This is a genomic window from Pantoea sp. F_5, assembly GCF_008631595.1.
Lineage (GTDB): Bacteria > Pseudomonadota > Gammaproteobacteria > Enterobacterales > Enterobacteriaceae > Pantoea > Pantoea gossypiicola.
Map to the genome: position 1 here is coordinate 106,121 of NZ_VWUO01000010.1, position 25,678 is coordinate 131,798.

General features: G+C 49.6%; 23 protein-coding genes. 7 read left to right on the top strand and 16 right to left on the bottom strand.

Annotated features, from left to right (window positions below):
• Positions 1 to 232 precede the first annotated feature (232 nt).
• The gene (gene fhuE, locus F3I44_RS14755; protein ID WP_150011583.1) at positions 233 to 2,455 is read right to left on the bottom strand and encodes a ferric-rhodotorulic acid/ferric-coprogen receptor FhuE; all 2,223 of its coding nucleotides are present in this window, start codon (positions 2,453 to 2,455) and stop codon (positions 233 to 235) included.
• A 442-nt stretch (positions 2,456 to 2,897) separates the two neighbouring features.
• On the opposite strand from fhuE, the gene pagP reads away from it, so the two are divergent.
• Entirely contained in the window at positions 2,898 to 3,470 is a 573-nt protein-coding gene (gene pagP / locus F3I44_RS14765) for a lipid IV(A) palmitoyltransferase PagP (RefSeq protein ID WP_150011587.1), read from the top strand.
• Positions 3,471 to 3,487: 17 nt separating this feature from the next.
• Here the strand turns inward: pagP and F3I44_RS14770 are convergent, their stop codons facing one another.
• A complete protein-coding gene (locus F3I44_RS14770) occupies positions 3,488 to 4,594 on the bottom strand; it encodes a tyrosine-type recombinase/integrase (RefSeq protein ID WP_370461292.1) in 1,107 nt (368 codons plus the stop codon).
• A gap of 306 nt (positions 4,595 to 4,900) precedes the next feature.
• Here F3I44_RS14770 and F3I44_RS14775 point away from each other — a divergent pair, with 306 nt between their 5' ends.
• Complete coding sequence (locus tag F3I44_RS14775) at positions 4,901 to 7,075, top strand: TonB-dependent siderophore receptor (protein ID WP_150019462.1); 2,175 nt, start codon at positions 4,901 to 4,903, stop codon at positions 7,073 to 7,075.
• A 73-nt stretch (positions 7,076 to 7,148) separates the two neighbouring features.
• Here F3I44_RS14775 and F3I44_RS14780 read toward each other — a convergent pair whose 3' ends face one another.
• The gene (locus tag F3I44_RS14780; protein WP_150011777.1) at positions 7,149 to 8,258 is read right to left on the bottom strand and encodes an SDR family oxidoreductase; all 1,110 of its coding nucleotides are present in this window, start codon (positions 8,256 to 8,258) and stop codon (positions 7,149 to 7,151) included.
• An 820-nt stretch (positions 8,259 to 9,078) separates the two neighbouring features.
• Between F3I44_RS14780 and F3I44_RS14785 the strand changes: the two genes are divergently transcribed.
• Entirely contained in the window at positions 9,079 to 9,303 is a 225-nt protein-coding gene (locus F3I44_RS14785; RefSeq protein ID WP_150011591.1) for a hypothetical protein, read from the top strand.
• A gap of 525 nt (positions 9,304 to 9,828) precedes the next feature.
• On the opposite strand, the gene F3I44_RS14795 is transcribed toward F3I44_RS14785, so the two are convergent.
• A complete protein-coding gene (locus F3I44_RS14795) occupies positions 9,829 to 10,467 on the bottom strand; it encodes a TetR/AcrR family transcriptional regulator (protein ID WP_150011595.1) in 639 nt (212 codons plus the stop codon).
• 147 nt (positions 10,468 to 10,614) lie between these two features.
• A complete protein-coding gene (locus F3I44_RS14800) occupies positions 10,615 to 10,926 on the bottom strand; it encodes an antibiotic biosynthesis monooxygenase (RefSeq protein WP_150011597.1) in 312 nt (103 codons plus the stop codon).
• 212 nt (positions 10,927 to 11,138) lie between these two features.
• Between F3I44_RS14800 and F3I44_RS14805 the strand changes: the two genes are divergently transcribed.
• Entirely contained in the window at positions 11,139 to 11,651 is a 513-nt protein-coding gene (locus tag F3I44_RS14805) for a hypothetical protein (RefSeq protein ID WP_150011599.1), read from the top strand.
• 401 nt (positions 11,652 to 12,052) lie between these two features.
• Here F3I44_RS14805 and fetB read toward each other — a convergent pair whose 3' ends face one another.
• From fetB to F3I44_RS14825, 4 genes are all read right to left on the bottom strand, one after another.
• A complete protein-coding gene (gene fetB / locus F3I44_RS14810; RefSeq protein ID WP_150011601.1) occupies positions 12,053 to 12,832 on the bottom strand; it encodes an iron export ABC transporter permease subunit FetB in 780 nt (259 codons plus the stop codon).
• Complete coding sequence (locus F3I44_RS14815) at positions 12,819 to 13,487, bottom strand: ATP-binding cassette domain-containing protein (protein ID WP_150011603.1); 669 nt, start codon at positions 13,485 to 13,487, stop codon at positions 12,819 to 12,821. The genes fetB and F3I44_RS14815 overlap by 14 nt, the downstream gene beginning before the upstream one ends.
• 287 nt (positions 13,488 to 13,774) lie before the next feature.
• A complete protein-coding gene (locus F3I44_RS14820; protein ID WP_190285929.1) occupies positions 13,775 to 14,248 on the bottom strand; it encodes a hypothetical protein in 474 nt (157 codons plus the stop codon).
• Positions 14,249 to 14,393: 145 nt separating this feature from the next.
• Complete coding sequence (locus tag F3I44_RS14825) at positions 14,394 to 14,960, bottom strand: DUF1345 domain-containing protein (protein ID WP_255467305.1); 567 nt, start codon at positions 14,958 to 14,960, stop codon at positions 14,394 to 14,396.
• A gap of 214 nt (positions 14,961 to 15,174) precedes the next feature.
• Here F3I44_RS14825 and F3I44_RS14830 point away from each other — a divergent pair, with 214 nt between their 5' ends.
• Positions 15,175 to 15,378 carry a hypothetical protein gene (locus F3I44_RS14830; protein WP_150011607.1) on the top strand — a complete coding sequence of 68 codons (204 nt, stop codon included), beginning with the start codon at positions 15,175 to 15,177 and terminating at the stop codon, positions 15,376 to 15,378.
• A 96-nt stretch (positions 15,379 to 15,474) separates the two neighbouring features.
• Here the strand turns inward: F3I44_RS14830 and F3I44_RS14835 are convergent, their stop codons facing one another.
• A complete protein-coding gene (locus F3I44_RS14835) occupies positions 15,475 to 15,825 on the bottom strand; it encodes a DUF3147 family protein (RefSeq protein ID WP_150011609.1) in 351 nt (116 codons plus the stop codon).
• A gap of 85 nt (positions 15,826 to 15,910) precedes the next feature.
• The gene (gene cybB / locus F3I44_RS14840) at positions 15,911 to 16,435 is read right to left on the bottom strand and encodes a cytochrome b561 (protein ID WP_150011611.1); all 525 of its coding nucleotides are present in this window, start codon (positions 16,433 to 16,435) and stop codon (positions 15,911 to 15,913) included.
• 693 nt (positions 16,436 to 17,128) lie between these two features.
• On the opposite strand from cybB, the gene F3I44_RS14845 reads away from it, so the two are divergent.
• Positions 17,129 to 17,476: a hypothetical protein gene (locus tag F3I44_RS14845; RefSeq protein WP_150011613.1), complete on the top strand. Its 348-nt coding sequence runs from the start codon at positions 17,129 to 17,131 to the stop codon at positions 17,474 to 17,476.
• Positions 17,477 to 17,657: 181 nt separating this feature from the next.
• Here the strand turns inward: F3I44_RS14845 and F3I44_RS14850 are convergent, their stop codons facing one another.
• The 5 genes from F3I44_RS14850 to F3I44_RS14870 all read right to left on the bottom strand — a co-directional run bounded on the left by F3I44_RS14850 (position 17,658) and on the right by F3I44_RS14870 (position 23,810).
• Positions 17,658 to 18,131, bottom strand: coding sequence for an NUDIX hydrolase (locus F3I44_RS14850; RefSeq protein WP_150011615.1), 474 nt, complete (start codon positions 18,129 to 18,131; stop codon positions 17,658 to 17,660).
• 258 nt (positions 18,132 to 18,389) lie between these two features.
• On the bottom strand, positions 18,390 to 19,814 hold the full coding sequence (locus F3I44_RS14855; protein ID WP_150011617.1) for a trehalose-6-phosphate synthase: 1,425 nt from the start codon (positions 19,812 to 19,814) through the stop codon (positions 18,390 to 18,392).
• Between the two features lie 118 nt (positions 19,815 to 19,932).
• Positions 19,933 to 20,481, bottom strand: coding sequence for a GNAT family N-acetyltransferase (locus F3I44_RS14860; RefSeq protein ID WP_150011619.1), 549 nt, complete (start codon positions 20,479 to 20,481; stop codon positions 19,933 to 19,935).
• 415 nt (positions 20,482 to 20,896) lie between these two features.
• Positions 20,897 to 22,468 (bottom strand): methyl-accepting chemotaxis protein, encoded by a 1,572-nt coding sequence (locus tag F3I44_RS14865; protein WP_150011621.1) that lies wholly within the window; start codon positions 22,466 to 22,468, stop codon positions 20,897 to 20,899.
• Between the two features lie 385 nt (positions 22,469 to 22,853).
• Complete coding sequence (locus F3I44_RS14870; RefSeq protein ID WP_150011623.1) at positions 22,854 to 23,810, bottom strand: D-2-hydroxyacid dehydrogenase family protein; 957 nt, start codon at positions 23,808 to 23,810, stop codon at positions 22,854 to 22,856.
• 530 nt (positions 23,811 to 24,340) lie between these two features.
• Between F3I44_RS14870 and F3I44_RS14875 the strand changes: the two genes are divergently transcribed.
• A complete protein-coding gene (locus F3I44_RS14875; RefSeq protein ID WP_150019463.1) occupies positions 24,341 to 25,534 on the top strand; it encodes an EAL domain-containing protein in 1,194 nt (397 codons plus the stop codon).
• Positions 25,535 to 25,678: the final 144 nt, after the last annotated feature.

Below are 25,678 nucleotides of genomic sequence, written 5' to 3' on the forward strand. Positions count from 1 at the left end.
CTGATGTAAAAATGCCGGCAGAGGCTTCACGAATATGAGAATTGATAAAGGGTTGCTGATACGAATCATCAAAATGCACAGGCAACATTGCATTTTGCTGTGGACGATAGTCCTGCCTGTGCTCTGAAATCTTTTTCTGAAAAAATTGTGCCAACAGCGGCGAGAGTTAGATGGCTGGATAAAAAAACGCCTCAACCGAGGCGTTTTTCACAGGCTTACCCGCGCAGATAAATCAGAAAGTGTAGCTCGCGGTTACCGCGAAGTTGCGTGGTTCACCGTAGACAACGGAGCTGGCCACGTTGGTGTCATACTCTTTGTCGAACAGGTTATTGAGGTTGCCCTGCAGCGACAGATTTTTGTTCACCTGATAGCGGGCAAACAGATCAACCAGTGCATAGCTGCCCTGACGGGCGCGCCATGTGCCGTTGCCTTCCGGTCCACCGACGTCGTTCCAGATATGTGTCTGCCAGTTGACGCCGCCTCCCAGCGTAAGCTGCTGCAGCATCGGCAGGCGATAGCTGCTGAACAGATTAAAACTGGTCTGCGGTAACTGCGGATTAAAGGTGCTGCCATCCCGGTTTTCCGCTATGTAGCGCGTGCCGCCAAAGGTCATCTGCCAGTTGTCGGTCAATGCGCCATTGACCTCAAACTCGACGCCACGACTCACTACACCTTTACGGCCAATGTAGGCCACATCGCCTGAACCCTGAATGGTCTGAGTGGTGGCTTCTCCGACGTTATCCAGTTCGGTGCGGAATACAGACACAGAGGCAGTCAGGCGACTGTCCATCCAGTCAGACTTCAGCCCGGCTTCGTAGTTTTTCCCAATGACCGGAGACAGATAAGCGCCACTGGCATCGCGATAATCCTGAGGCTGGAACACCGAGGTATAGCTGGCATAAGCAGACCAGTTTTCAGCAAAGTCATAAATCAGCCCGCCATACGGGGTAATGTTATTTTCCTCCGCTTCCCCGCCGGGCGTTTCACGGTTCCAGTTGGTGTAACGTGCGCCGAGGATCAGGTGAAGCGGATCGGCAAGCGACAGGCGTGTCGCCATGTACGTCGACTTCTGACGAACCAGCTGTGTATCGCTGGCGGGCAGACGTGGCGTCCAGTCAGATTCCGGGTACTGGCCATTGAAATCGTTGTAGTTACCCAGCGACTCAGAGGAAATATTCTCAAAGGTGCTGAAGTACTTGTTATCCTGGCGGGTATAATTGACGCCTACCATCAGCTCGTGCTGACGGCCCAGCAGTTCATACGGGCCGCTGGCAAAGGCATCAACAGCATCTACTTTGCGTTTACCGGTGTTATAGCCGGTGCCGCCCACCACGGGATAGTTGGCATAGGAAGAGACGCCCGCGCCCGTGTTGCGATCGAAATAGCCATCAAGATAGATCTGCTTACTGTCCAGACGCATATCGGTGTGCGTGCCGTTTAACGTCAGGTTCCAGCCGTTGTCGAAGTCCTGCTTCAGGTTCACAAAGACTTTACGGTTCTCTTTATCGTTGTAGGCCCAGTCTGGTGCCGTGTTGTAGCCGCGACGGGTATGAATCTGCGTGCCGTCGGTGTACCAGCGCGGTGCGCCGCCCCACATCGTGGAGTCTGTATTGACCTGGCTGAACTCATAACCCACCGACAGCGTGGCAGAGTCGGTCAGATCAGCGTCAATCACGCCATAGATAAACTGTTTTTTTGCACCGTAGCGCTCAATGAAGCTGTTGTTGTCCTGCCAGCCGGCGACCATGCGGCCACGAACATTGCCGGATTCACTGAGTGGCGCGGAAAGATCGGCCACGTAGCGTTGCTTGTTCCAGCTGCCGTAGCTGGCGGAAACGGTGCCACCGAACTCTTTACTGTCCGCGTGCTTGCGCACCATGTTGATGGCAGCAGACGGATTGCCCGGCCCGGTCAGCAGCCCGGTCGCCCCACGTACCACTTCAACGCGCTCATACAGCGCCATATCGGTCTGTGCATCGCCCAGATTCCAGCGCTCCGCAAAGGCGGTAGGAATGCCGTCGATCATGTAGTTATCGATCAGAAAGCCGCGCGCATAGTAGTTAGTGCGGTCCATATCGGCGCTGATACCATGAATGCCGGTGGTGTTAGACAGCACATCATTCAGTGACTGGAGTTGCTGATCGGACATACGCTGAGTACTGACGATGCTGACGGACTGCGGCACATCACGTACGGTGCCCAGCATTTTAGTACCGGTACGGGTAACCGGAACGCTGTAATCTGTTGCCGGTGACGTTGTCACGACATCATCGGCTGACGCGCTGACCGTCAATGTCTGACTATCGCTGGCGGCCGATGTGGACGTTTCTGCAGCGCGGACGACGTTATGCGCCAGCGATGAGGCGACGATGACGGCCAGTAAAGAGAATCGGAATGGGCGTTGCAGAGCAGGCTTACCCGTAACCCTGGGGTCATGAAGATCGAAAGTGTTCATTAATTCCTCAATTATCTTTATGTTTTTATGTTGCCACTGTCACGACCTTGCATCCTGCGGGCATCGCTGCCCTGCTTTGGGTTCGAGGAACCAGAAACCCTTTCCGTAAGCGCCTGTGCGCGGGTGTGATGAACTTTCAAAGCAAATGAGAAATATACGCATTGCGATTATCATTGCAAGATTTTGTTAACAAATAATGCGATTTTTTTCAGGATATCGTCTGCGCGTTCAGGTTTTTAAAGCCTGACAATAAGGAAAGGTTCTTAAAATAGCCGATGGATAAGCGAACGATCAGAGCAGCAGGAATGCCGTCTCGCTTTTATTAATTATAAAATCCTGCTTCAGCCGCTCATTGACCTGAAGTTGCCACTCTTTGTGCGACAATACCCGCCTTGATGCTTTTATTTCCTTATTTAACACCAGACTTTGCAGGTATTCGCACATGCGCAAAACTTCAACTCTTAAAGCGCTGATGATGACAACCACCGTTCTCACCGCTTTTACAGCTCACTCCGCCACGCTGGTTCAGAATGTCAGCGCAGGGTGGGAAAGCTTCACGGATAAGGTTGCCACAACATGGCAGCAGCCAGAAGGAATCGACTTTTATCTGCCCGCGATTACGTGGCACAACCGTGCCACGTATGATCGGGAACATATCAATAAATATAATGAAAGACCCTGGGGCGCAGGCGGTGGTATCTCCCGCTACGATGAGAAAGGCAACTGGAACGGCATCTATTTAATGGCGTTCAAGGACTCCTTCAATAAATGGGAGCCCTTTGGGGGTTATGGCTGGGTAGCGACATGGCGTCCGCTGGCTGACCAGAATTTTCACTGGGGTGCAGGTTACACAGCTGGCGTCACCGCCCGACATAATTGGGACTATATTCCGGTGCCTGCGCTGCTGCCGCTGGCTTCCATCGGCTATGGCGATCTCGATTTTCAGATGACCTACATACCGGGTACGCATAATAACGGTAACGTCTATTTTGCCTGGCTGCGCTACCACTTCTGATCGCCAAAACAGCAGCATTAGCGTGACATCGCCATGATGGAGAGAGTGTTCAGAGTGAGGGTCTCACCATCATAGCGATGTCGCAGCAGATGATAACTTTCGCATTCAATAATCTGCTCAACTGCCTCTGAAAAGATCTTCATTGCGCTGCGCATCTGGCTCAGGTAGTCATGGGTGTCATAGACCCGATCAATCCCCTCCAGCGCATGGTTCATGATTTTACGGGCAACATCATTAGGCGTGTCGAGGGCAGAAAGTTTTGATCGGGCGGTGCGGCGCAGATCGCGCGGGGTAAACGGCTCCAGTCCCAGCCCACGCGGTGCGCGGATCATCCGCCGCAGTGCCTGATTCAGCGCGCCTTTTGACAACGGCTGTAGGGGATCGCGTGGTGCGGGCACCAGCCAGGGCGAGTCCGGATCGGCGGCATTAAGTAACGCTTCGATGCACTGCCGCATCAGCGGTGAAATTGGCAGCACATGCTCGCGCTGTGATTTATTTCGGGTGCCCTGCATCCACAGTCCTAACTGCAGATCGAATTCCGATTTCTGCGCCTGCACAATCTCATCCGGCCGTCGGGCACTCACCAGACATAAACGCAGCGCCCAGCGCGCCTGTTCCGATAATGCCCAGTTATCCAGACCGTGCCAGAAAACCCAGATTTCCGCATCGGTCAGTTGCCGATTGCGCGGTGGCGTAGCGCGGCCTGCGACATCCCGTTTTTTCATCGAAGCAATCGGCGAATGATCGAGGTAGCCCTGCATCTCGGCCCAGGCGAGGAATTGTTTGGTCAGCGCGAAAACCCGACGCGCCTCCTCCTTTTTACCGTCGGCAATCAGGATGTTGTAAAGCCGGTTAAGGCGCAAACGGTTCAAGGTTTTGAGCGGCTGCGATCCGATGTTGGGCAAAACATGTTTCAGCAGAGACGAGATGGCGATCTCAGGACGCCGCCGGCTGATTAACAGTGACAGTTTTACCCAGACCTTCATCACCTGCTCTACCGTACCTTCATCGCCAAAATTATCCAGCTCGCTCAGCGAAGCCGCTTTTACCTGCTCCAGCCAGATTAAGACATGATGGCCAACATGTGATGAACGCGCTGCAGGGGTTATTAAATCTGTTATCACAACATTCTCTTTATACGGCTTTAAGCCGTCATTCTAACCACTCACAATCCGTGACTCCAGACCTAATAAGTCTGGAGTCACAATGACGTATTCTGAGCCATTCTGAGAAAATTTTCGGGTCATGACAAAGAAGTGTTTTTGCGGTCTGTTTTGCTCATCTGACCGAGCAGCTGATGAATAAGCAGCCCACTGTCAGGGGATGTAAAGGTGCCCTACCGAGATATACAATGATAACTATTATCATTATCATACGCATTTGCTTACATACCTTAACGATTCAGGGAGATTTTCTAAGTGAATGTAACCATGCGTGTCCATAAGCGCCCTGCCGCTCTGCTGCTGGCTGGTTTGTTGAGTACTTCTGCTAACGGCGCTACTCAGGAAGAGACAGAAAAGCTGGCTGATGATGAAACGATGCTGGTCACGGCTGAACAGGAGTTAAAACAGCAGCCCGGCGTTTCAGTCATTACCTCACAGGACATTGAAAAGAATCCACCGGTCAACGACCTCTCCGACATTATCCGTAAAATGCCGGGCGTCAATCTCACCGGTAACAGCGCCAATGGTGTACGCGGTAACAATCGTCAAATCGATATTCGCGGCATGGGGCCGGAAAATACGTTGATTCTGATCGACGGCGTGCCGACGACCTCACGCAATTCAGTGCGTTACAGCTGGCGCGGCGAGCGTGATTCCCGTGGCGACTCTAACTGGGTACCGCCGGAAATGGTTGAACGAATTGAAGTTATTCGTGGACCAGCGGCAGCCCGTTACGGTTCAGGCGCGGCTGGCGGTGTGGTGAACATCATTACCAAACGTCCGACAAATGACTGGAGCGGATCGCTGTCGCTCTACACCAACCAGCCAGAAGATGATAAAGAAGGGGCAACCCGACGCGCAAACTTTAACCTGAGTGGTCCGCTGGCGGGTGATGCGCTGACTATGCGGCTTTATGGCAACATCAATAAAACCGACAGTGATGCTTTCGATATCAATCAGTCGCATAACGGCTCCGGCGCGGCCAGTCGTGAAGGCGTTCGCAACAAAGACATCAACAGTGTGTTGTCCTGGAAGATTACGCCATTGCAGGTGCTGGATTTCAGCTATGGCTACAGTCGTCAGGGCAATATTTACGCCGGAGATACCCAGTACAGCAACGGGGCCGGTAATAAGCTTATCGAATCTCTCGACGGGTCGGAAACTAATCGCCTTTATCGTCAGACCTGGGGCCTCGTGCACAATGGCATCTGGGACTGGGGACAGTCAAAGCTGACTTTTAACTATGAGAAGACCAACAATACCCGTCTGAACGAAGGCACTGCGGGCTCGGGCGAAGGCCGAATTAACAGCAATACGTTTTCGACCAGTCGCTTTGAAAGTTACCGGGCGGGAGGCGAAGTCAGCTTCCCGCTGGAATTGCTGCGTGAACAGACCGTTACGCTGGGTGCCGAGTGGAACCGTGATGAGCTGAACGATCCAAACTCCATGAATGGCACCAGTGCGCCAGGCGTTTCAATTAACGGTATCAGTGGTGATGCGGGCAGCCGCAACAGCAAAAACAGCGCGGCGCTGAGTTCGCTCTATTTCGAAGATAATATCGCCGCGACCGATAGCACTGAGGTGATCCCGGGTCTGCGCTTTGATTATCACGATACTTTTGGGGCCAACTGGAGTCCGTCGCTGAATATTTCTCAGGCGCTGGGAGAAAGTTTTACTCTGAAAGCCGGTATCGCCCGTGCATTTAAAGCCCCTAACCTCTATCAGTCCAGCGAGGGCTATTTGCTGGCTACACGAGGCAATGGGTGCCCTGTTAATGTGACGAGCGGCAGCTGTTATCTGCTGGGTAATCAAAATCTTGATCCTGAAGTCAGCGTTAATAAAGAGCTGGGTATTGAGTTCAGTCAGAGTGGATATGTGGCGGGTCTTACCTGGTTCCGCAATGATTATAAGAACAAGATCGTCGCCGGGACCGATGTGCTGGGTTACGCCTCTAATGGCAACAACATTCTGAAGTGGAGCAACGGCGGCAAAGCGGTGGTTGAAGGTCTGGAAGGTAACGTTACGATACCGCTGGTCAGTGACGAACTTGAGTGGCGGACTAATGCCACTTACATGATCCAGTCAAAGGATAAAAAGACCGGCAATCCTCTGTCGATTATTCCGGAATACACCATCAACTCCATGCTGGACTGGCAGGTGACGCAGGATTTCTCTACCAACCTGAACTGGACAATGTATGGCCGCCAGAAACCAAGACAGTATGCGGAATCCCGCACAGAAAATGGCTCAATGTCGAATCGTGAAGTCGGAGCTTACTCGGTATTCGGGGTTAATTTCAATTATGACATTACTAAAAATCTGCGGGCCAACGCCGGAATCAATAACCTGCTGGATAAGCAGCTCTACCGGGAAGCAGATGGGGCATCGACCTATAATGAACCAGGCCGTGCTTATTATGCGGGTCTGACCATGACGTTTTAATCAACCGAAGCGCTTCCAACCGGAAGCGCTTTTTATCAGGAAAAACGACCCTCTTCCCTTACTTCGTTTCCCACTACTTAAAATCGACCTGCATCAATTCGGCAATCGTTGAATCACGTGTTGTCAGCACACAGCGATCCAGATAATCGGTGAATCTGGAAGGCTTATTCATGCCAGGCTGAAGCAGTTTAGAGTTATCAAACACCACATTCAGGTTTGAGAAGTGCCCATAAAGGTTCATCGCGCGCAGCATGATGCGTTCATTGCAGGGTCCGAACAGATCCTTAAACGTTCTTCTGCTATCTGACAGCTGTTTATAGGACACCTTCTGGTAATCCACACCCAGCGCCTTGTTTCCTGACGCTCTGGCCATCGCCTCATCTATCTCTGCAAACGTAACACTGCTGTGTGTTCCGGCAGAAATGTGAATGACTTCATTAATGACGTTTTCTGCGTCAAGCAGCAGAACCAGCGCGTCCGCGCAGTAATCAACCGGAACCACATCAATACGATCGTCAAGGTCGCAGGTGAATTTACCCAACGCCAGTGCCATCCTGAATACCCAGAAAATGCTGGCTGAAGGCAGGCATCCCTGATCGGAATGACCCACCACAATCGACGGACGGGCGATAACTAATGGCAGACCCGGTAGTTTTTCGATCATCAGCTTCTCAATTGAAGCCTTACTCCATGTGTATTCAACGACATGCTGATCCCGACTGGAGTTGAGTCCGCCCTCAGTCACCAGTGAGCCAGGTTCCGGCGCACAGGACATAGCGGTTCCAACGTGGATAAATTTCTTCAACCCTTCAACACGGCTCATTCGTTCGGCAAACCGGAACGTACCCTCAACGTTCACTTTCCAGATAGTGGGATTATTACCAAATGAGGCGACGGCGGCGCAGTTAATGACATGGGTAACATCATTAAGTCGTGCGTCATGAATAAAATTATCCGTCAATGCCAGATCACCCAAAATAATATTATCAGGTGCTATCGTATTGATTACTGACTCATTTAAGCCAAAATTCTTCAGGTTGGCTTTAAGCCTCTTCAACCCTTCATCAACGGTCTCGCCTCTGACCAGCAGCAGCAGTCGTTCCTGAACGCTGTTCTGCAATAGATTTGCTACGACAGCCCCGCCTAAAAACCCTGTTGAACCGGTAATAAGGATATTTTTCATGATAGTGCCATTCACGCTGGTTGAAGAAAGGAAAGCATTAACAAACGTTTTCCCAAACAGAAAACCATTCAAATAAATGAATGTGTTGTTATGAATAAATAATGTATAGCGAGCAGACTAAAAATCAGATTTAATGCTCTATCCGGCGATCACCTGTTGCTAACGCATCAGTGAGCTAACCAGACCAGTATAGGGCTGAAAGTTAACTCCCGGCTCAACAACACTAAAGATATTTCAACAAATCTGTCCATTTAGATTTTGTTTACTTTTTCCTCATAAAGTATGGCAATAAGCTGCTTTACGTTGCTTGATCACCCTGCGACATATGAACAACTTTTCTCATCCTGGTTCATTTTTATTTGATTTATTATCAATCAACACAGCCAGTCATTTATAACTTACTTTCATTAAGAATTCATTAAGCCCACATCCCCGTCATAATATATTCACAGATTAAATGAAGGCGATTTAGCCAACCATACTTAACCGTTGTTTAGCTGGCGTTTGATTATTATCATATTGGTTCTATCCGCCAGTAGATAACACATGTCAGGAATTTGAGATAGTTCATTGAAGGACTAACATTTCAGGCATCAGGAAAATGAAGCCTTCTTCTCTGCAAAGCACACCACACCCGCCATTTGGGGTAACACATGGGTTGCCGTGCTCCTGAAAAAAACAGCATCCCATTTATTTTGGGAAAAGCGTAACGACAGGTAACTAACATCGCGATTCCTGTATCCTGACGAGCGAAACAGTCCAACGCCTGGCTATGCTCAGCGGAGTTCAACCTGCAACTCTGACTATCAGGATATAATAGATGAAAAAATTATCAGTTATTTTTATGGCTACCGGTCTGTTTTTGTCTGTGAATTTACAGGCTAACGCCGAAGGATGTCTGAAAGGTGCCGCAGTCGGCGGCGTGGCAGGTCATGTTGCTCATCATCATGGCGTTGCCGGAGCCGCAGCAGGTTGCGCCGTCGGTCATCATATGGCGAAGAAAAAACAGAAAGAGGCGGAAAAAAATCAGTCGGCGCACAATTAAGCTAATCGCTGATTCAGAGGTTAAATAACGGATTGCCGGACAAGGTGCTGTCCGGCAATCGCCAGAATTTAAGCAATAGTCCAATTTTAAATTTTAGCCGCAATTTAATTGAGCCCCGTTTATCACGATGAGCAATGTAAGAAGCTTAGTGAATATTACGACATTTAATAAGATTTTTATTCTCTAGCCGTATTAATACTTTCATCCAGACTGATGCAGTCAAAATACGAAACATGACTGATTTTTTAATCTGCCCCCCCCCTAATCCGGAAATGTCCCTGCAATACAAACTGTCCAGCATAATTAACACCAACTGTCATCATGGATACCAGACATTATGTCACTTTTACGTCAGTGACCAGAAATTTGAATAAGGGACACATATCTTAAGTTCAGAGAGAGGGAAACGTCTTTTATAAAACCGCCCTTTATCGACCCAACCACATAGGACAACGCTGTTTGTACATTCCAGCACAATCATTGTTTTTCTTCTTTTTCGCCGTCGGACAATAGTGCCTGCCGCGATCATGCTGATGCCTTAGCTGTGCGATCCCCGGCTCCATTATTAACATTCAAAAGTAATGTTCTGATAATAAAATCGTTACTTCTTCTGATATCTTCAATTTCTGGCTGAATCTTTCCATATATCCGCATACCCTCAATCATCATGAAAAGACTTTTTGCTATTACTCTCGCCTCTTCATCCTGGCGAAAGACCTTTTGTTGCTGGCCTCTGAGCAATATGCACTCTAATTCGTCGATTATATTTTCAAATTTTGCAAAAACTTTAGATTTAACCTCTTCATCACCAGGCAAAAGCTCACTGGCTGCGGCAATTGTAAAACACCCCCTCTCTCCGGCAGGCGCAGAAGATAATTGAGCAGCAAAGTCGAGCATCTCTCGCAATGCGGCTTCTGGCGTCATTTCTGCGGTTCGCTTTTTTGTTCTTGAAGTGCCCTCATCCATATAGCGCTGCAAAGCAGCAAGATAGATAGCGCGCTTATCCGGGTAAAGCTTATAGATGCTGGCACTGGCCAGTCCTGAAGCTTTCATCAGATCAGCCATAGATGTGGCCTGATAGCCATGCTGCCAGAAGCAATCAAGTGCTGTGTTGAGGAATGCGTCTGGATCAAACTCTCTGGGCCTGCCTGCAGATGATTTCATAGGATTCTCCTGTGTTGACGATTAATTGTAGATCGACCAATCTACAATTAAAAGATTTTATTCTCACCCTATTCCTGGTCAATACGTTTTCTGAAAAAATTTGCTGAATCAGACATAAGCCGCTGCCGGGCGGCAGCGGTGAATTAACTACAAAGGCGTCACTTTCTGCACGTGGTGCTGAAAAACGTAGGGATCGGATAGCAGTTCAAACTGCTCATCATCAGGATATGTCACGGCAATCTGATACTTTTCGCCAGCAAAAGCTTTAATCGCCTCTAAGTCTTCCCAGTATGTAGCAAGAAAGAAATGCTCCCATTCACCCTGCGTTTCTCTGCGCACACGGGCTCCCAGATTGCCTGGTGTCCCTTCTGAATGTTCTACACCGGTCTTTTGCAGGTGAGCCGCAAAGCCCTCTGCATGCCTGAGTGGTACGCATCCGTGCCATGTTCTGACAATCATTTCGCTCTCCTCATGTTGTGGAACGATTTAAAACATAAAAAAAGTCCATGTTCTTTGTCTATGGTAAGAGCAGCATGATAATCTTTAACCGCAAAATAATTTCGCCTGATCCATGCCCCACCTCACTACCTGCTGGTTCAGACAATGTGCCAGTCGCAGAATTAATCTCGTGACTCGTACTGCTTAAAACTGACTCATGGAGAGAGTTACAGATGAATTCCTGTTCGACACCTCGTCTGGCGCTGATAATCACCAGTGCTTTGGGCTGCATATTTACTTTTTTTGTGTGGCGCAATGAAATCGACCGCACTACCTTTCTGGCACAACCCGTACTCAAAGCATTATGGTGCGCCGTTCTCCCTCTGGGACTGTCCGTTTTTTTGATCATAAAAAAATGGGGTAAAGGGGAGCCAGTGAAAGGCATGATGAATAACATCAAACTTTTCGCGGGGGCCGTTCTGATGGTTCTCTTTTTAGGTTACATGCTGCTCACCACTCTGGTCTGGCTACTTCCGGGTACCATCAGCACCTATACGGCATATAGTGAGTTTTCGCCTGGCAGTCGTAACAACTGTTCTGGCGTAGATGTTAACGATCCAGATCTGCAAAGACGGATTAAAGTGTGCGAACCTGCGGGCAATTATTTTGGTGGGGGAATGCTTCATGTTACCAAACGTAGCAATGCGGCAGGCATGACCATTGTTAACTCAGTTCTTAAAGATTGAGACGCAATCCGTCCCTATTCCCCGCCCTGAAAAGACGACCGCAGGCAGGTAAATTGGGCCAGATAATTTTCACTACAGTACTAAATTTGGCAGGCTGCTAAACTCTATTTGCAGACGTCTGACTTACTTCCAGGCGATATAGCCGCCAGGATGTCGCCTGGAACGCTCCTGAAAAAACGGCATCATGTATGATGTCACTAATTTCAATGACTGACCCATCGCGATGAGTTCAGCATTTCGGGAGAATCCCTGTTCTTTATAAAAGCAATCTTAATAGACTAAACGGAGGCAACCCATATCTCCCTTAGTCCTGATCACATCCGCACGCTTAAATGTTTAATTCTGATTTTAAAAAATGATGGTTTCAATGACTGCACTATTTACCACCATCATCAGCGCTGTTAATCCCGCTTTGCACCCGATATCTTCAGCTGCGCCCTGGCATTATAGAAACGACGATAGGATAACCAGACGGCGATGATGGTTGACAGACTGGCTGTGCCTATCAGCATGAACGTCACCATAATCTGGTACTTAATTGCCTTTAGCGGATCGATTCCGGCGAAAATCAGTCCGGACATCATGCCCGGCAGGCTGACCAGTCCGACAGTTTTGGCTGCATCCACTGTCGGGATCATCGCTGTGCGAATGCTGTCAGCAATAATCCGGCCTGAGGCAAGCTTCACCGATGCACCCAGGCTCAGCATCTCCATAATTTTCTGGTGATTGTCGCTGAAGCTCTGATTCAGGTTGCTGAAACAGAGCCCTACGGCAACCATGGCGTTTCCGGCGATCATGCCTGAAATGGGAATGACCTGCATCGGCACAAACGCTATCGCGCCGCTCAATACCAGAATCGTCAGGGTTATGACGGTGCTGCTGAAGACTGAAACAAATGCTATCGCAAAAGCGTTATCAATATTCTGACCGCGTTTGCGGGCGTTGATCGCGGCATTCACACAGATAAACAGCACCATCAATACTGTCAGCCAGCTGTTATTGACATCAAAAATCGATTTCAGCACAAAGCCCACAATGACCAGCTGAACAATCGCCCGACAAACGCTCCAGACAATATCTTTGCCCATGCCAAGTTTTTCTTTCTGGCTGATAAGCAGCGCGATGACGACCAGCGTCAGCGACAGCAACAGCGAGCTGTCACTGATATTATGCTGATTCACGCTCACTCTCCTTTTCTGGCGGCTCAAGGCGCAGCACATGCCCGGCCTGCTGAATATCGCTGACATCATGACTGATCCGCACCACCGCCACTTTTTCTTCAGCTACGATCCGGTTAATCAGTGCAAGTACGGCCAGCCTGTTCTCATCATCAAGAGCGCTGGTCACTTCATCCAGTAACAGTACGTCAGGCATAAATTGCAGATTACGGAGCAGTCCCACACGCTGCTTTTCTCCGCCTGAAAGTTGTTCAACCGGTTTATCCAGCATGTTCGGAGAAAGATTAACGCTTTCCAGCGCAGCAACGAGCGTCTCCCGCTGAGGCTTCTGACGGCGAATCTGCCAGGGCAGCGCAAGATTGTCATAAACCGACTGGCCAAACAGTTGTGGCGTCTGAAAACAGTACGAAACCTGCTGACGATAGGACCCGGCTTTTAGCGTGGTGATATCTCTGTTTCTGAAAAGAATTTGTCCGGAAGTCGGGGTAATAAGTGAAGCAAGGATTTTCAGAAACGTGCTTTTTCCGCTGCCGGATGGACCGGTCAGTAACACGTAATCGCCCTGAGTGACCTGCAAAGATACCGGTCGCAGTAACTGGCGGTCCCCAACTGAAAAAGTAATATCCTGCGCATCCAGCAGGGGCAAAGCTTTGTCCATAATTACGCCTCGGGGCCTGACAAAATTCAGAATGGATGGAGTTTAGTATCTGAAAAAAGCTGGTGCTATGGCTCACGGATTAATAACCGGTAGTGTACTTCCCAGCCTTTAAACGCAAACGGAATGGCGCATCAGAGACATCTGGCTAAGAGGGAAAGCATAAGGCATTACACTGCGGCTGTTCATCTTTTGGGAGCAACTGTAACCGGACAGGCTACAGCCGGTCAAAACAGCAAGCGTGTCAGGCCCGGTAACGGCACCAGCGTGACAGACCTGCTATACGAGACTTATTTGTTTTCCCAGCTTGTAGAAACCGGATTGGTTACGCTGTTTTTTTCCTGCGTATAGGTGCCGTTCTGCTGCGCGATGGCTTCGCCGGTATCCACAATCGCGTTCTGAATAAAAACGTTCTGCTTTTCATTTCTGATAAAGGTTAACTGGTGAAAGGCCGTTTTATTGCCCCAGTCGGATGAAGGCAGTGAGATAAAGCGTACGGTGAAGGTTTCATCATCAAACCTGCCCTGCATGACGTAAACACCGTAGTGGTTTTCTCCCTGAGAAATGATCTTATAGGTGCCGTTGTCGTAATAATAAATCTCCGCATCCGGAAAGGGTTTTTTGTCATACATTTTTCGGTAGTGCAGAACCTGTTTGATGGTGGGCTGACCAAAGCCGACGGTAAGCTTGTTACCCTCTGCTGATGTCGTCAGACCTTCAGCATGAACACTGCTCATCAGCATTAACAGGCTGGTGGTGACCATGGCGGTGGTTTTCACTCTATTTCTCCTTATGGGATTTGGAGGACAATAGCGTAATACTCCCCGGAACTTACATGGCAGCGGGTAGCAGGTGAAGAGGCAGATAACACCTTATTACACATTGTTATAATCACGATAAGTGACCAGATTATTTCAGAAGCTCGTGCAGGGTAAACGTTGCCCGCTGTCGATTGATGTAAACAGTCTGATTAAGCAAACCGGCACTAACATTGACCGATAAACCCAGAATAGCCAGGTTAAAAATAAATGAGATAACAGACTGCAATAACGCCAGCTTACGCATTTCTGTTGTTCCGGTGGCGACGTCTGCCGTTTGCGACGCAACCGCGATGGTGAATGAAAAGTAGAGAAAGTCCCAGTAGCCAGGATTTTTCGTTTTATCCGGAAAGATCAGCGGACTCACGCTGTTATCCCGGTAAAGATAGTGCTGATGGGCATAATGCATCGCAAAAGCGCTGGGTAACATGGCCCAGGATGCAATCAGTGTCATTGCCGTCAGCAACAAATGCAGCAGTCTCGGCGTGCCGGTGAGACCTTTAAGCGTGGGGAGTTCACTTAGTATGGCCACTATGCTGACGATACAGGCCACGATCACAATGCCCAGCACCAGTGCAGCACTCTGATCCTGCTGTTGAGCAATGCGCTTAATACCCGTCGCATTGGTACGCAGCATGCGAAACCAGATATTAGCCACAGCGAAAAATCGCGAAGCCATCGGCATTAATGACGGCATTACGTGACCGTACGATGGCCTCGCGTCACCTGACACCCGCCCGTTTTTCATTCCAGATCGTGACACGCTAATCCACTGAGCTAAGTGGCTTTTTCAGGCCAGGCTAGAATTACACAGGTAAGCGTCAGCATAAAACCGGGTTAACGGCGCGACTCATCAAAAAGAGGACGGAAATATGAAATTCGGTGTGATATTTGAAGATACGGGCGTCGAAGAGGAACATGATTTTGATACCAAGCCTGTTGCCGGCGATTTAGTGACATTAACGCGCGACGGAGTTGGCAAAGATTACATTGTTATCATTGAGCCTGACCCGGACCATACCCATGATGACGGGCGTGACGGGCATCCGACGAAGGCCAGAGTCCGGCCCGCGTAGTGCTCGGTAAGACGAAATTAACCGCCCGGCGAGGCGGTTTTATTATTGCACGCGATCATGAATAAAGACGACTTGCTTACCTGAGCGGCTTTAGCGCTACATCAGTACGATACCAAAACGTTTCAGAAGCAGAGCCCAGAGTGCGAAAAGCAGGATAGTGATACCGCAGGAGATGAGCAGCGTCAGCCAGAAGCCGGTGCGTTGATAGAGAAAGGGGAACAGAATAAACATGGGCAGTGTCGGCACCACATACCAGAAGGTGTACCAGGCATGAGCACTGATTTTTGCCTGTGTCTGCCCTTCTATCTTCATCCAGATAAGCACCAGCACGGTGACCAGCGGTAAGGCGGCAAGTAAGCCACCCAGGCGATCGCTACGTTTAGCCGCTTCTGAAATCAGCACGATCATAAAAGCCGTGATAGCATATTTTGATATCAGCCAGAGCATGATTGTCCTCAATATTCCTGTTCATCCGGCACCTGTGTGCCGGAGCGTTTACGATCGTCCCGCTCCGGGATTTCAGCAGACGCAGTTACGGCATCATCCTGCGCAGGGTGTCATCTTTCAGAAAATAGTGATGGAACAGCGCCGCCAGCGCATGCAGACCAATTAACCAGTATCCGAGCGGGGCCAGCGTTTCGTGCCAGTCAATCAGCATACTGGCCGTGACGGGATCGGGCGATGTCGCCACAGGCATATTGATCCCAAACAGGGCCCACTCTTTTCCACGCAGGTAACGCGAACTTAGCCCGAGAACCGGTAAAACCACAAACAGCACATAAATCAACGTGTGAACCAGATGTGAAAGACCTGTCTGCCAGCGTGCCACGGGCGGTGTAATCGGCGGCGTTACAGAACGGGTACGCAGCCAGAGGCGCGCTATCATCAGGATCAGGACGCAGAAACCTGCGGAAAAGTGGGTGATCATCACCGCATTTCGCTGCCAGGTTCCCTTCTCTGCCATCCAGCGCAGTTCGATGGTGGCGTAGGCGACGATAATCAGTAAGACCGTCAGCCAGTGGAAAAGAATTTGCGAACCCCGGTATTTATTCAGCATAGATAAACTTCCGTCACGAGTTTTTTTGCGTCACTATACCCGTTAATTATTAGATGTGTATTAGGCGTTTACTAGCGCGTTATGACAGGCAACACGGCTTAATTATACAGGCTGATAAGAACCAATCTGCCTCAAACGCAACGCAGGATCAGCTACGTGCCACAGAGATAGCCTGTGGTTAAGGGTGCCTGCCGCTGACATATTGCCTGCGGCGCTCAGCATTCGCTTCCTCTTGTCCTGCAGACCCACTGCTCATTTTCATGCGTAAGAATATCCAGTTAATCCCTAAGCCTAATCAGGCTTTTTAGTTCATTACGCCTTTAGCATTCAGCGCTGCGGGTATAAGAAGTTTATGATTTAACACAGCGATAAATCTTAAACTTAACCTAATGTTCATCCTGTAAAATCGCGAAAGCATGCAGCTGACGCGCTGCGTGCCGCCATAAATACACTCCGCACTGGAACGATTAGCCCGCCCTGCGCGAATGTTTCTTTAAGTCAAATCCGCGCCCTGCCGCCATGACCCGCTTGCGCCTCGCTTAACTTTAGTGCCAGCGTAAATAAGAGTAAAAATAACGCGCGTTACCGTAACCTTAGAACTCTACATTTCTCATGCAAAAACAGTAACTTCTCCTCTCATTAGAGTTCGCCTATGCTGGCTGCTCACGACATTTTGCGTCAGAGGGATTTGCTATGTTTAACGTACCCGCAACCTACAGTGCAGAGGCTGTTGAGTGCCTTTACGAAGTTATCGACATACTCAACCTGAACGGCGCACGATGCCACGTTATCTTTGATAGTCAGGCCTCCCGCGCCGCAGTGATCGAGGCAGATACCACAGAGCAACTCGGCGAAATGCGCCACCCTGTGCTGGCTGTGCTTGAGATGGAGCGAGTCACCAGCATTAATACCTTATTGCGTATTAAATCATTCTGGACCGATTCAGACGGCGCTCACCCTGAAATAGCGTCAGGCAGCCTGGCGAATGCACTATATAAAGCGCTGACGATGAAGAAACATATTACGCTGGTAGGATTGTAAGGCAGGCTAAAGTCCGTGCGGTGCGGGCTTTTTACAGTGGTCAGTGACAGGCCTGACAGCACGCATCCCTACACAACACCTGAATGTTGCTGCACCTTTTACACTCGCGCTGTGTGCTGAGGACGATCTCACTTATCAATGCTCAGCATCAGGATATAGCCAGGTGCAGATGTTCAGCTCATCACGATATGATCAACGCTGAGGAGGCGGTTAGTTTGTTCTCAAGAATGTTAATGATGAGTTCGCGTGGAAAAATCGTTTCTGTTGCGCTTCTAAGTTCTTCCAGCGTCCACCAATGATGACCGCGAATAACGTCCTTTTCGTTGCGACTCCAGCCTGAGTGGTCAGGTTCTCTCTTATCGGCATCAATAATAAAGTATCGTTCTTCAGCCAGTACGGTCTCCCCATCTGGCAGCATCATTGTGAAACTCCGGGACGCTATCTGCGATCCGGCTGTGGCTCTTGTCAGGCCGGTTTCTTCAAATAATTCGCGCAAAGCCGCCTGTTCATAGGATTCATTGTGCTCAAGACCTCCACCTGGCGTTGCCCAATATGATTTTCCCTTTAGCGCATCATTTTTATGACAGAACTTAAACAGCAGCACGTGGTTTTGAGGCGATAGAATAATGAGTCGGGATGACGGCCGAATGCGCACAATTCCCCCTTAGTTAAAGGTTAAAACCGGTTTACGCTATTCAGATAAACATAATTCAAGCCTGGTTTCCTCCTGAGAACTTTTTTCGCTGTTATGACCTTATCGGATGCCTGCTTTCTGCTCGTGGCGGATAGCAGGTACCTTTTAAAAAAAGTGATTAAAAGATCATTACCTGAACATGCAGAATAAAAACTTGATCTGCCCTGCTCTTCAATTCCAGCATACCCGATTTATACAGTACTGACTGAACCTGAAAAATCAGTACCTCGCCCGACTACTGCTCAGGTGCAGAAAAGCCCCGGGTGGCGGCAACGCTTCCGGGTCTTCAGGCACATTGTTCAGCATCCGCAAAAATGACGCAGCCCAGTAATGGCTATTGTGCATATGCAGGCCTTTCATCAAACGGGCATGCAGACACCGCCGTTCGTGTAACGGCATCTGCAGGGCGCGATGGACCGCACTGGCCATTGCATCAGGATCATAAGGATTGACGATGATGGCACCCTCCATCTGCCCGGCGGCACCGGCAAACTGGGAGAGGATAAGCACCCCAGGATTTTTAGAGTCCTGCAGCGCGACGTACATTTTGGCCATCAGGCTCATGCCCGCCATCAGCGGCGTGACCAGCGCAACGCGTGAGGCACGATAGATACCGGCCTGCTCCTCCCGGCTGTAAGCGTGAGTCAGATAGTTCATCGGATACCAGTTCATGGTGCCATGCACACCATTAAGTTCTCCACATAGCGCTTCCAGAGTGTGACTGAGTTGTGACGCATCATGTGCATGTCCGGCTGCCGGCGGCGCAAGCTGCAACAGCGTGATATTTTTCTGGTAGCAATCATGCCTCCGCAGTAACACTTCCATCGTGCTGATTCGATAAGGCAGTCCTGAACTCTCATCAAGATGGCCGCCGCTCAGTACGCTATTTTCGGGCAGACTTTCTCGGCACTGCATTTCCATAAAGGCGCAACTGTTACTCTCGCGCAGAGACTCAACATCGTCGAGATCGATCCCGACCGGGAACACACCAACTTTGATAATCCGGCCATGAATACGGAAGCAGTGCGCTTCCAGCTGCTCCAGCCGGAATTCACTCTCCAGCCAGACCAGGAAATTATTCATATCCTGCACGGTCTGAAAGCCAATCAGGTCACAACACAGCAGCGAGTCAGTGAACCAGCGCCACTCAGGTATGGTTTCAAACATTCTGCCTGCCGGGAAAGGCTGATGCAGAAAGATACCGACTGAATTGGGCAAGCCCTCTTTGCGGATGTAGCTGGCACAGCCCAGCAGGTGATAATCCTGAATCCAGATAACATCGTCTGGTGTGGAATTTTCGCAAATGGCCCGCGCATAGGCTTTATTAATGTTTTTATATTCCTGAAATCCATTGCTGGAAAAACGGGCCATGTCAGGACGCTGGTGGAAAACAGGCCAGAGACCTTTATGAATATAATTGTGATATCCCTCATTAAGCTCGCCCGGCGTGTAAGGGAAGGTCACGGTTTCATACTGATCGTGCTGCTGCACATCGCAGGGTCTTGACGCATCCTGAGAGATTACTGTGCTTTCACCATTCCAGCTAATCCAGAGGCCGCCCTGCCGGGAGAGTATCCCGTCATAGACTGCAGTAAGCGTCGAGCGTTGCGATTGATTATGTGAAACAAGAATAAGGCCTGACATGGTGTGTTCCCTGAGTGAAGGCTGTGGACAGGCAGTCGAGCCTGGCAGCCTGCGGCTATTAAGCTGAGGTCGGAGGATAAACGGGAGAAAACCGCTCATGAGTGCGCGCCCTGCCGGCTTAATGGCTGCTGGCGCTTCTGGCGCAAATCGGGTCATTAATTCCATCATGCGAAGCCGTCACCCAGATGCCGGGCAGTGAGGGACATGCGATAAAGCCGTTGCGTTCAAAAAAATCCGGCACGGGTTCACCCATTGCAACAATATGGCGGCAGCCTCTGGTGCCAGGATGAGAAAGACAGCAGTGCAGCAGCCATGATCCAAGCCCGACAAAGCGATACTCGGGAGATATAAACAGATTCCGGATCACCCAGGTTTCAGCCATGTCAGTGACGACCCGGGCAAAACCGATTTGTCGGCCATTTCGATAAAGTCCGAAGCACAGGCTGTTGTTGAGCGCCAGAATCAGCGCGCGGCTGTCGGGTATCGTTGCGCCCAGCCATTGAGCAATCAGACGATAGTTCAGCAGCGACGGATCGGTACTGGCCTCAATGGCATCCCGGAACCACTTGCGGGACCAAATAAGGCGAAGGCGCTGCTGCCGAGCAAGATCGGCCAATGCCACCTCGCGGCAAACTGATATAGACCAGGGCTTATTAAGGCATTTCATTTACGGCTTTCCTGAAGAGAGGCGCACGCGCCCGGTGCCGTCAATTAAACCGGGTGGCCCGTAAAAATGGCGTAAAAAGAGGCTGAGGAAGTGTAAAAACGCTGCAAATCATCTGGCGATAGGGCATTAGCGGGCAAGTACGGCGCGAAAGTCTGCGCTGGATGGTGGCGAGCTAACCGGGCACTGGCCTGCATCTGCCTCTCTTAACAAAAATTTCTGTTCAGTGAGGCCCGATGAAACTGGCAGATACAAAAGGCGCTAAAGGCTTTCAGGCAATGACGACTGACGGAAACGCGTCGGGGATGATAACTTTACTTAACAGTGATGCTTAGTTCTCTGAGCGGTCCTGAATGTTCTCCCGAAGAAAAGCCCTCTCATAGAGGGCTTTAATGAGTGTGAACGCAATACATGACGCTTACAGACGAAAGGCATTCACTGCTTCACGTAACGAATGTGCCTGGGCTGAAAGTGACTGTGATGCCGAAGAAGATTCTTCGACCAGTGCAGCATTATTCTGCGTGACGCCATCCATCTCATTGACTGCAATACTGACCTGAGAAATGCCCTGCATCTGCTCTGCTGAGGCAAGTGAGATGTTGTCCATCGCGTCGGCCAGTTTTCCAACCATAGCATTGATATCAAGGATGCTCTTGCCTGTTCCGGTTGCGACAACAACACCACTTTCGACCTGTGCTACCGCTTCTTCAATCAGATGTTTGATGTCTCTGGCAGCCGTAGCGCTGCGCTGAGCAAGCGTCCTGACTTCACCGGCAACGACGGCAAAACCCCGCCCCTGTTCGCCGGCACGAGCAGCTTCAACCGCAGCGTTAAGCGCAAGAATATTGGTCTGAAAGGCTATCCCTTCGATAACGGCGGTAATATCGCGGACTTTCACTGCGCTTTTGGAAATATCATTCATCGTCTCTGACATCCGCTGCATATCCTGCTCACCTGACCGCGCCAGGGCCGCAGTTTCGCGGGCAGAGTCAGCAGTCTGCTGCGCCCCCGCTGCATTGCTTTTTACCGTGACGGTGAGCTGTTCGATACTGGCAGCAGTTTCCTGTAACGCGGCAGCCTGCTGCTCTGTACGGGAGGAAAGCTCTGTATTGCCCTGGGAAATTTCTTCAGCAGCCATCGCTACCGAAGCGGAGGAGTCTTTGATATGGGAGACCAGGTTGCGCAGATTATTTTGCATGCTATCCAGGGACGCCATCATGCTTGCGGTATCCCCCTGACGAAGTGTCACCGTCGTTGTCAGATCTCCTGCCGCAATGGCGGCAGCCAGACCCTGAGCATGAGAAGGTTCGCCACCCAGCTGAACCTTGAGCCAGCGGGTAATCAGGCCACTCATCACAAATCCCAACATTACAAACAGAGTTGTCAGAACAGCCAGCGTTACATAAACACCCGAGAGCGCCTGCGTTGACGTTTCCGCCGTTTTACCTGTAACCCGCGCCTGATAATTTACCATGCCGTCCACTGCGATACGATATTGAGTAAGCGCAGGAATCAGTTCGCTCCGGAGCTTATCCTGTAACGCAATAGCATCTTGCGTAAACAGATTCTGCTCTGCCTGACGAAGCGGACCTGTTGCTACTTCAATTTTATTGAGTTGCGTGGAAGCCTCTTCAACTTCAGCAAGATTAATTCCGGGAATGCTTTTAGCGCCGTTGATTAGCCCCCGGAAATGCGCAGTGGTATTGTCATTCGCGGTCTGTAATGCAAAAAACTGTGTTTTAAGTTTTTCCTCTGTCTGTGGCTGCGTGCCAGCAGCCGCAGTGACTAAAAGAAGCGCCTGCTGAGTCAGGTTGTCTTTTAACGTCTGAAGCACCTGAAGATCGCCAAGGCGCGCGCGGGTCAATGCCTGCTGTTCGCTGGCGGTATTAAGTTTAAACCCGGCAAAGCCTGTTACGAAAACGCCCGCTAAGATGACAGTGAGAAATGCTGCGGTGAGCATAACGCTTAATTTTGTTTTTTTATTGCTCATCGCTGAGCGCTCCGACGTCTGATTTATTAAGTTATTACCGACGTTCCACACCTGTGGCTCGCTGGTCCCTTCCCTCTTTATCGGCAGCAAGCAAGGAAATTGCAGTCAGGAAGCATGCGAGGCGCAATAATTTCTGGGGAGGGGACTATCAATAGATGAGGGATGCCATAAGAGAGTGAGTTTTAGTATGACTGAGCGCCAGAGACGTGAAAGATCTTCCACCTCTTTTTGCGAGGTAAAGTATGCAGTTTTACCCAAAAGGTGTGTGTAAAGTGTGAGGATAGCACTCTGGCGCATTATGCCTTTGATTCTGTTACTTGCTTATTTATCTGGCCCTGAACTGGCAACTTCTGAAAAAGTTACACCCTGAAGTCTCTCAAAGGAGTCAGAAATTAATCACATGCGACCTGTCACCGCTGAAATAACGCACTACATTATCAAACGCCGTTCTGAAATAGAGCGCATAGCTGTCCTTTTCAACATATCCCAGGTGCGGCGTACAAAGCACGTTCGGCATCTGCAGGTATGGATGCCGGCTGTTGTAGATCGGTTCATCTTCGTAAACATCCAGCGCCGCAAATCCAGGTCGTCCCTGTTTCAGGGCATTCTGCAACGCGCCGTCATAAACCAGCTCAGCACGGCTGGTATTCACGAATAACGCATCCGTTTTCATCAGCGCGAGATCGTTTGCCGTGATGTTGCCTTGTGTCGCAGCCACCAGCCGCTGATGCACGGTTATTACATCGCTCGTAGCGAAAAATTGCTCGCGGCTTTCGGGCACCGTCCATCCATCAGCACGCGCCTCTTCCTGGGCTCGCAGACTTCCCCATACCTGCACCTGCATACCAAAAACGGCAGCATAGGACGCAAGACGCTTACCAATTTTTCCATATCCCAGTATGCCGATGACCTGATTGTGAACCGCCGAGCCGATTTCTGTTTGCCAGTGCCCTTCGGCCATTGCTTTCACCGACGAGACAAATTTTCGGCGGGATGCCATGATCAACAGCCAGGTTAACTCCGCAGGAGCAACCGGAGAACCACTCCCTTCCACAAGAGCAACACCTGCCCGTGTACAGGCATCAATGTCGACATTTCTCGCCAGCTTACCCGTCTGACTGATCAATTTAAGATTTGGCGTGCGTCGCAAAAAGGCTTCGTCAATGACAGTCCTTTCGCGGATAAGTATTAATGCTTCAGCCGATGACAGCTGTTCATCTGCCATCGGATCCCTGCTGAGATCGCCCATTGCAGCGCAGTGAAAGTTGTTATCACTATGGAGAAAATCCAGTTTTTGAGTGGCAAACTGATAATCATCTGGAATAACGATATGAATGGTCATTAAGAAACCTCATTATTTAACAGTTGTGCACACATTTAAACTTCATTAATTGAAACGTTTATTAATTTTACGACTTTGGAACTCATTACCTTTGCTAATATTCATTGTCAGCCTGTGTCGTTATTTACCTGATTTAAGATCAAAACGATGATGGGTAACTTTTCCTGCTAAAACCTTATTGATCTGCTATAAGCTAAGCGACCATTTTGAATGGGGGACGATACCCGTATCGATGTCATGCTATTACGATGTAATGAAAAGTAATCCGACGCCGATAACGATAGTGAGTAAGTAGTCTTACTCGTCAGCATACTATATGAACACACAGTAAATATAATAAAAGATTGCCGAAGTAAACAGTAAGAAAGCGTTCAGATAAGCCGTCTATAAAACTGGTTATCATAATGATTATGCTGAAAAAAAGATTAAACCAGTAGGCGACTGTCGACAGAGTTCGCTGAGCTTATAAAGCCTGAATTGCAGAGACATTTTTGTTAACAGGCTGAAAATCATGTATTGACGGGAATGAAATGAAACCAGGTGTGGAAAATGATGAAACGCGCGAACTTTTGCGGCAGCGCATTAAGCTGGGCGAGTTTCACCCGTTTTTTCAGCCTATAGTTTCTCTGGAGGATTTGCGCGTGATGGGGTTTGAGATGCTCGCGCGGCACATATCTCCGGAGGGGATCGTTACGCCTCCTTCTGACTTCATTCCTGCTATGGAGCGAAGTGGTCTGCTCGACGAATTAATGCTCAGTCTTATGGTGCAGGGTTTCAAAATTGCTGCCACATGGCCTGAACAGCAGTTTTTATCGATGAATGTTTCTCCTTCGCAGCTTGATGGCAGGTATCTCACTGAAACGATAAGACATACAGCCAGGGAATTTCAGTTCGATCTTGCAAGGTTGAAGATTGAGATCACTGAAACAGCCCTGTTAAATGATATCAATACCGCCCGGACAGAGATTGAAGCCCTGTCAGGTATGGGCTGTACAATCGCAATGGATGATTTTGGAACAGGCTATTCCAGCCTCGCCTGGCTGATTCAGTTACCGGTTAACACGCTTAAAATTGACAGCAGTTTTATTCGCTCCATGCTGCACAAAAAGGACAGTCGCAAAATCATTTCCAGCGTCGTCGGTCTGGGCCGGAGTCTTGATATGGATGTGATCGCGGAGGGCGTTGAAACCGAAGAACAGGCTGAAATGCTACGGGGGATAGGTTGCCTCTATGCGCAGGGCTATTTGTTCGGGAAGCCTGTTTCAGGAGCGGAAAGCTGCCGGATGCTCAATGCGATACCGCATAAGGGATCTCTGCGACGGGTTGCGCGTCTTTCCCTCGATCAGCGAGCACATCAGATTTCATCCATGTATGCCATTCCCGGCACGTCAATATGTTTTCTTAATCCGGAATTGGTGATCGTGGATGCCAGCGACACGTTTGCCGAACGCGTCGGCTGGGCTCCGCAGGATCTTATCCATAAATATATTTATGAAGTTATTCCGTCACAGGCGGAAAAATTACTCTGGCTGCAGGAATTCAGATTGAAAGGACTCCCTTATCCACCTTACGAGGTTGTGTTACCCGACGGGTCGTCCGATCTGGTCATGGTGACCCGGGTAGAAGATGAGGCCAAAGATTTACTGGGCTTTTGTGTATTTGGTGTGAAGATGAGCGATACGAGGTTGTGTTACCCGACGGGTCGTCCGATCTGGTCATGGTGACCCGGGTAGAAGATGAGGCCAAAGATTTACTGGGCTTTTGTGTATTTGGTGTGAAGATGAGCGATCGCAAATGCCATTAAGCTGAGCATTTTTTCAGGATGATGACAATCAGTAACGCTCAACATTGCCGAATGCGTTGTGTAT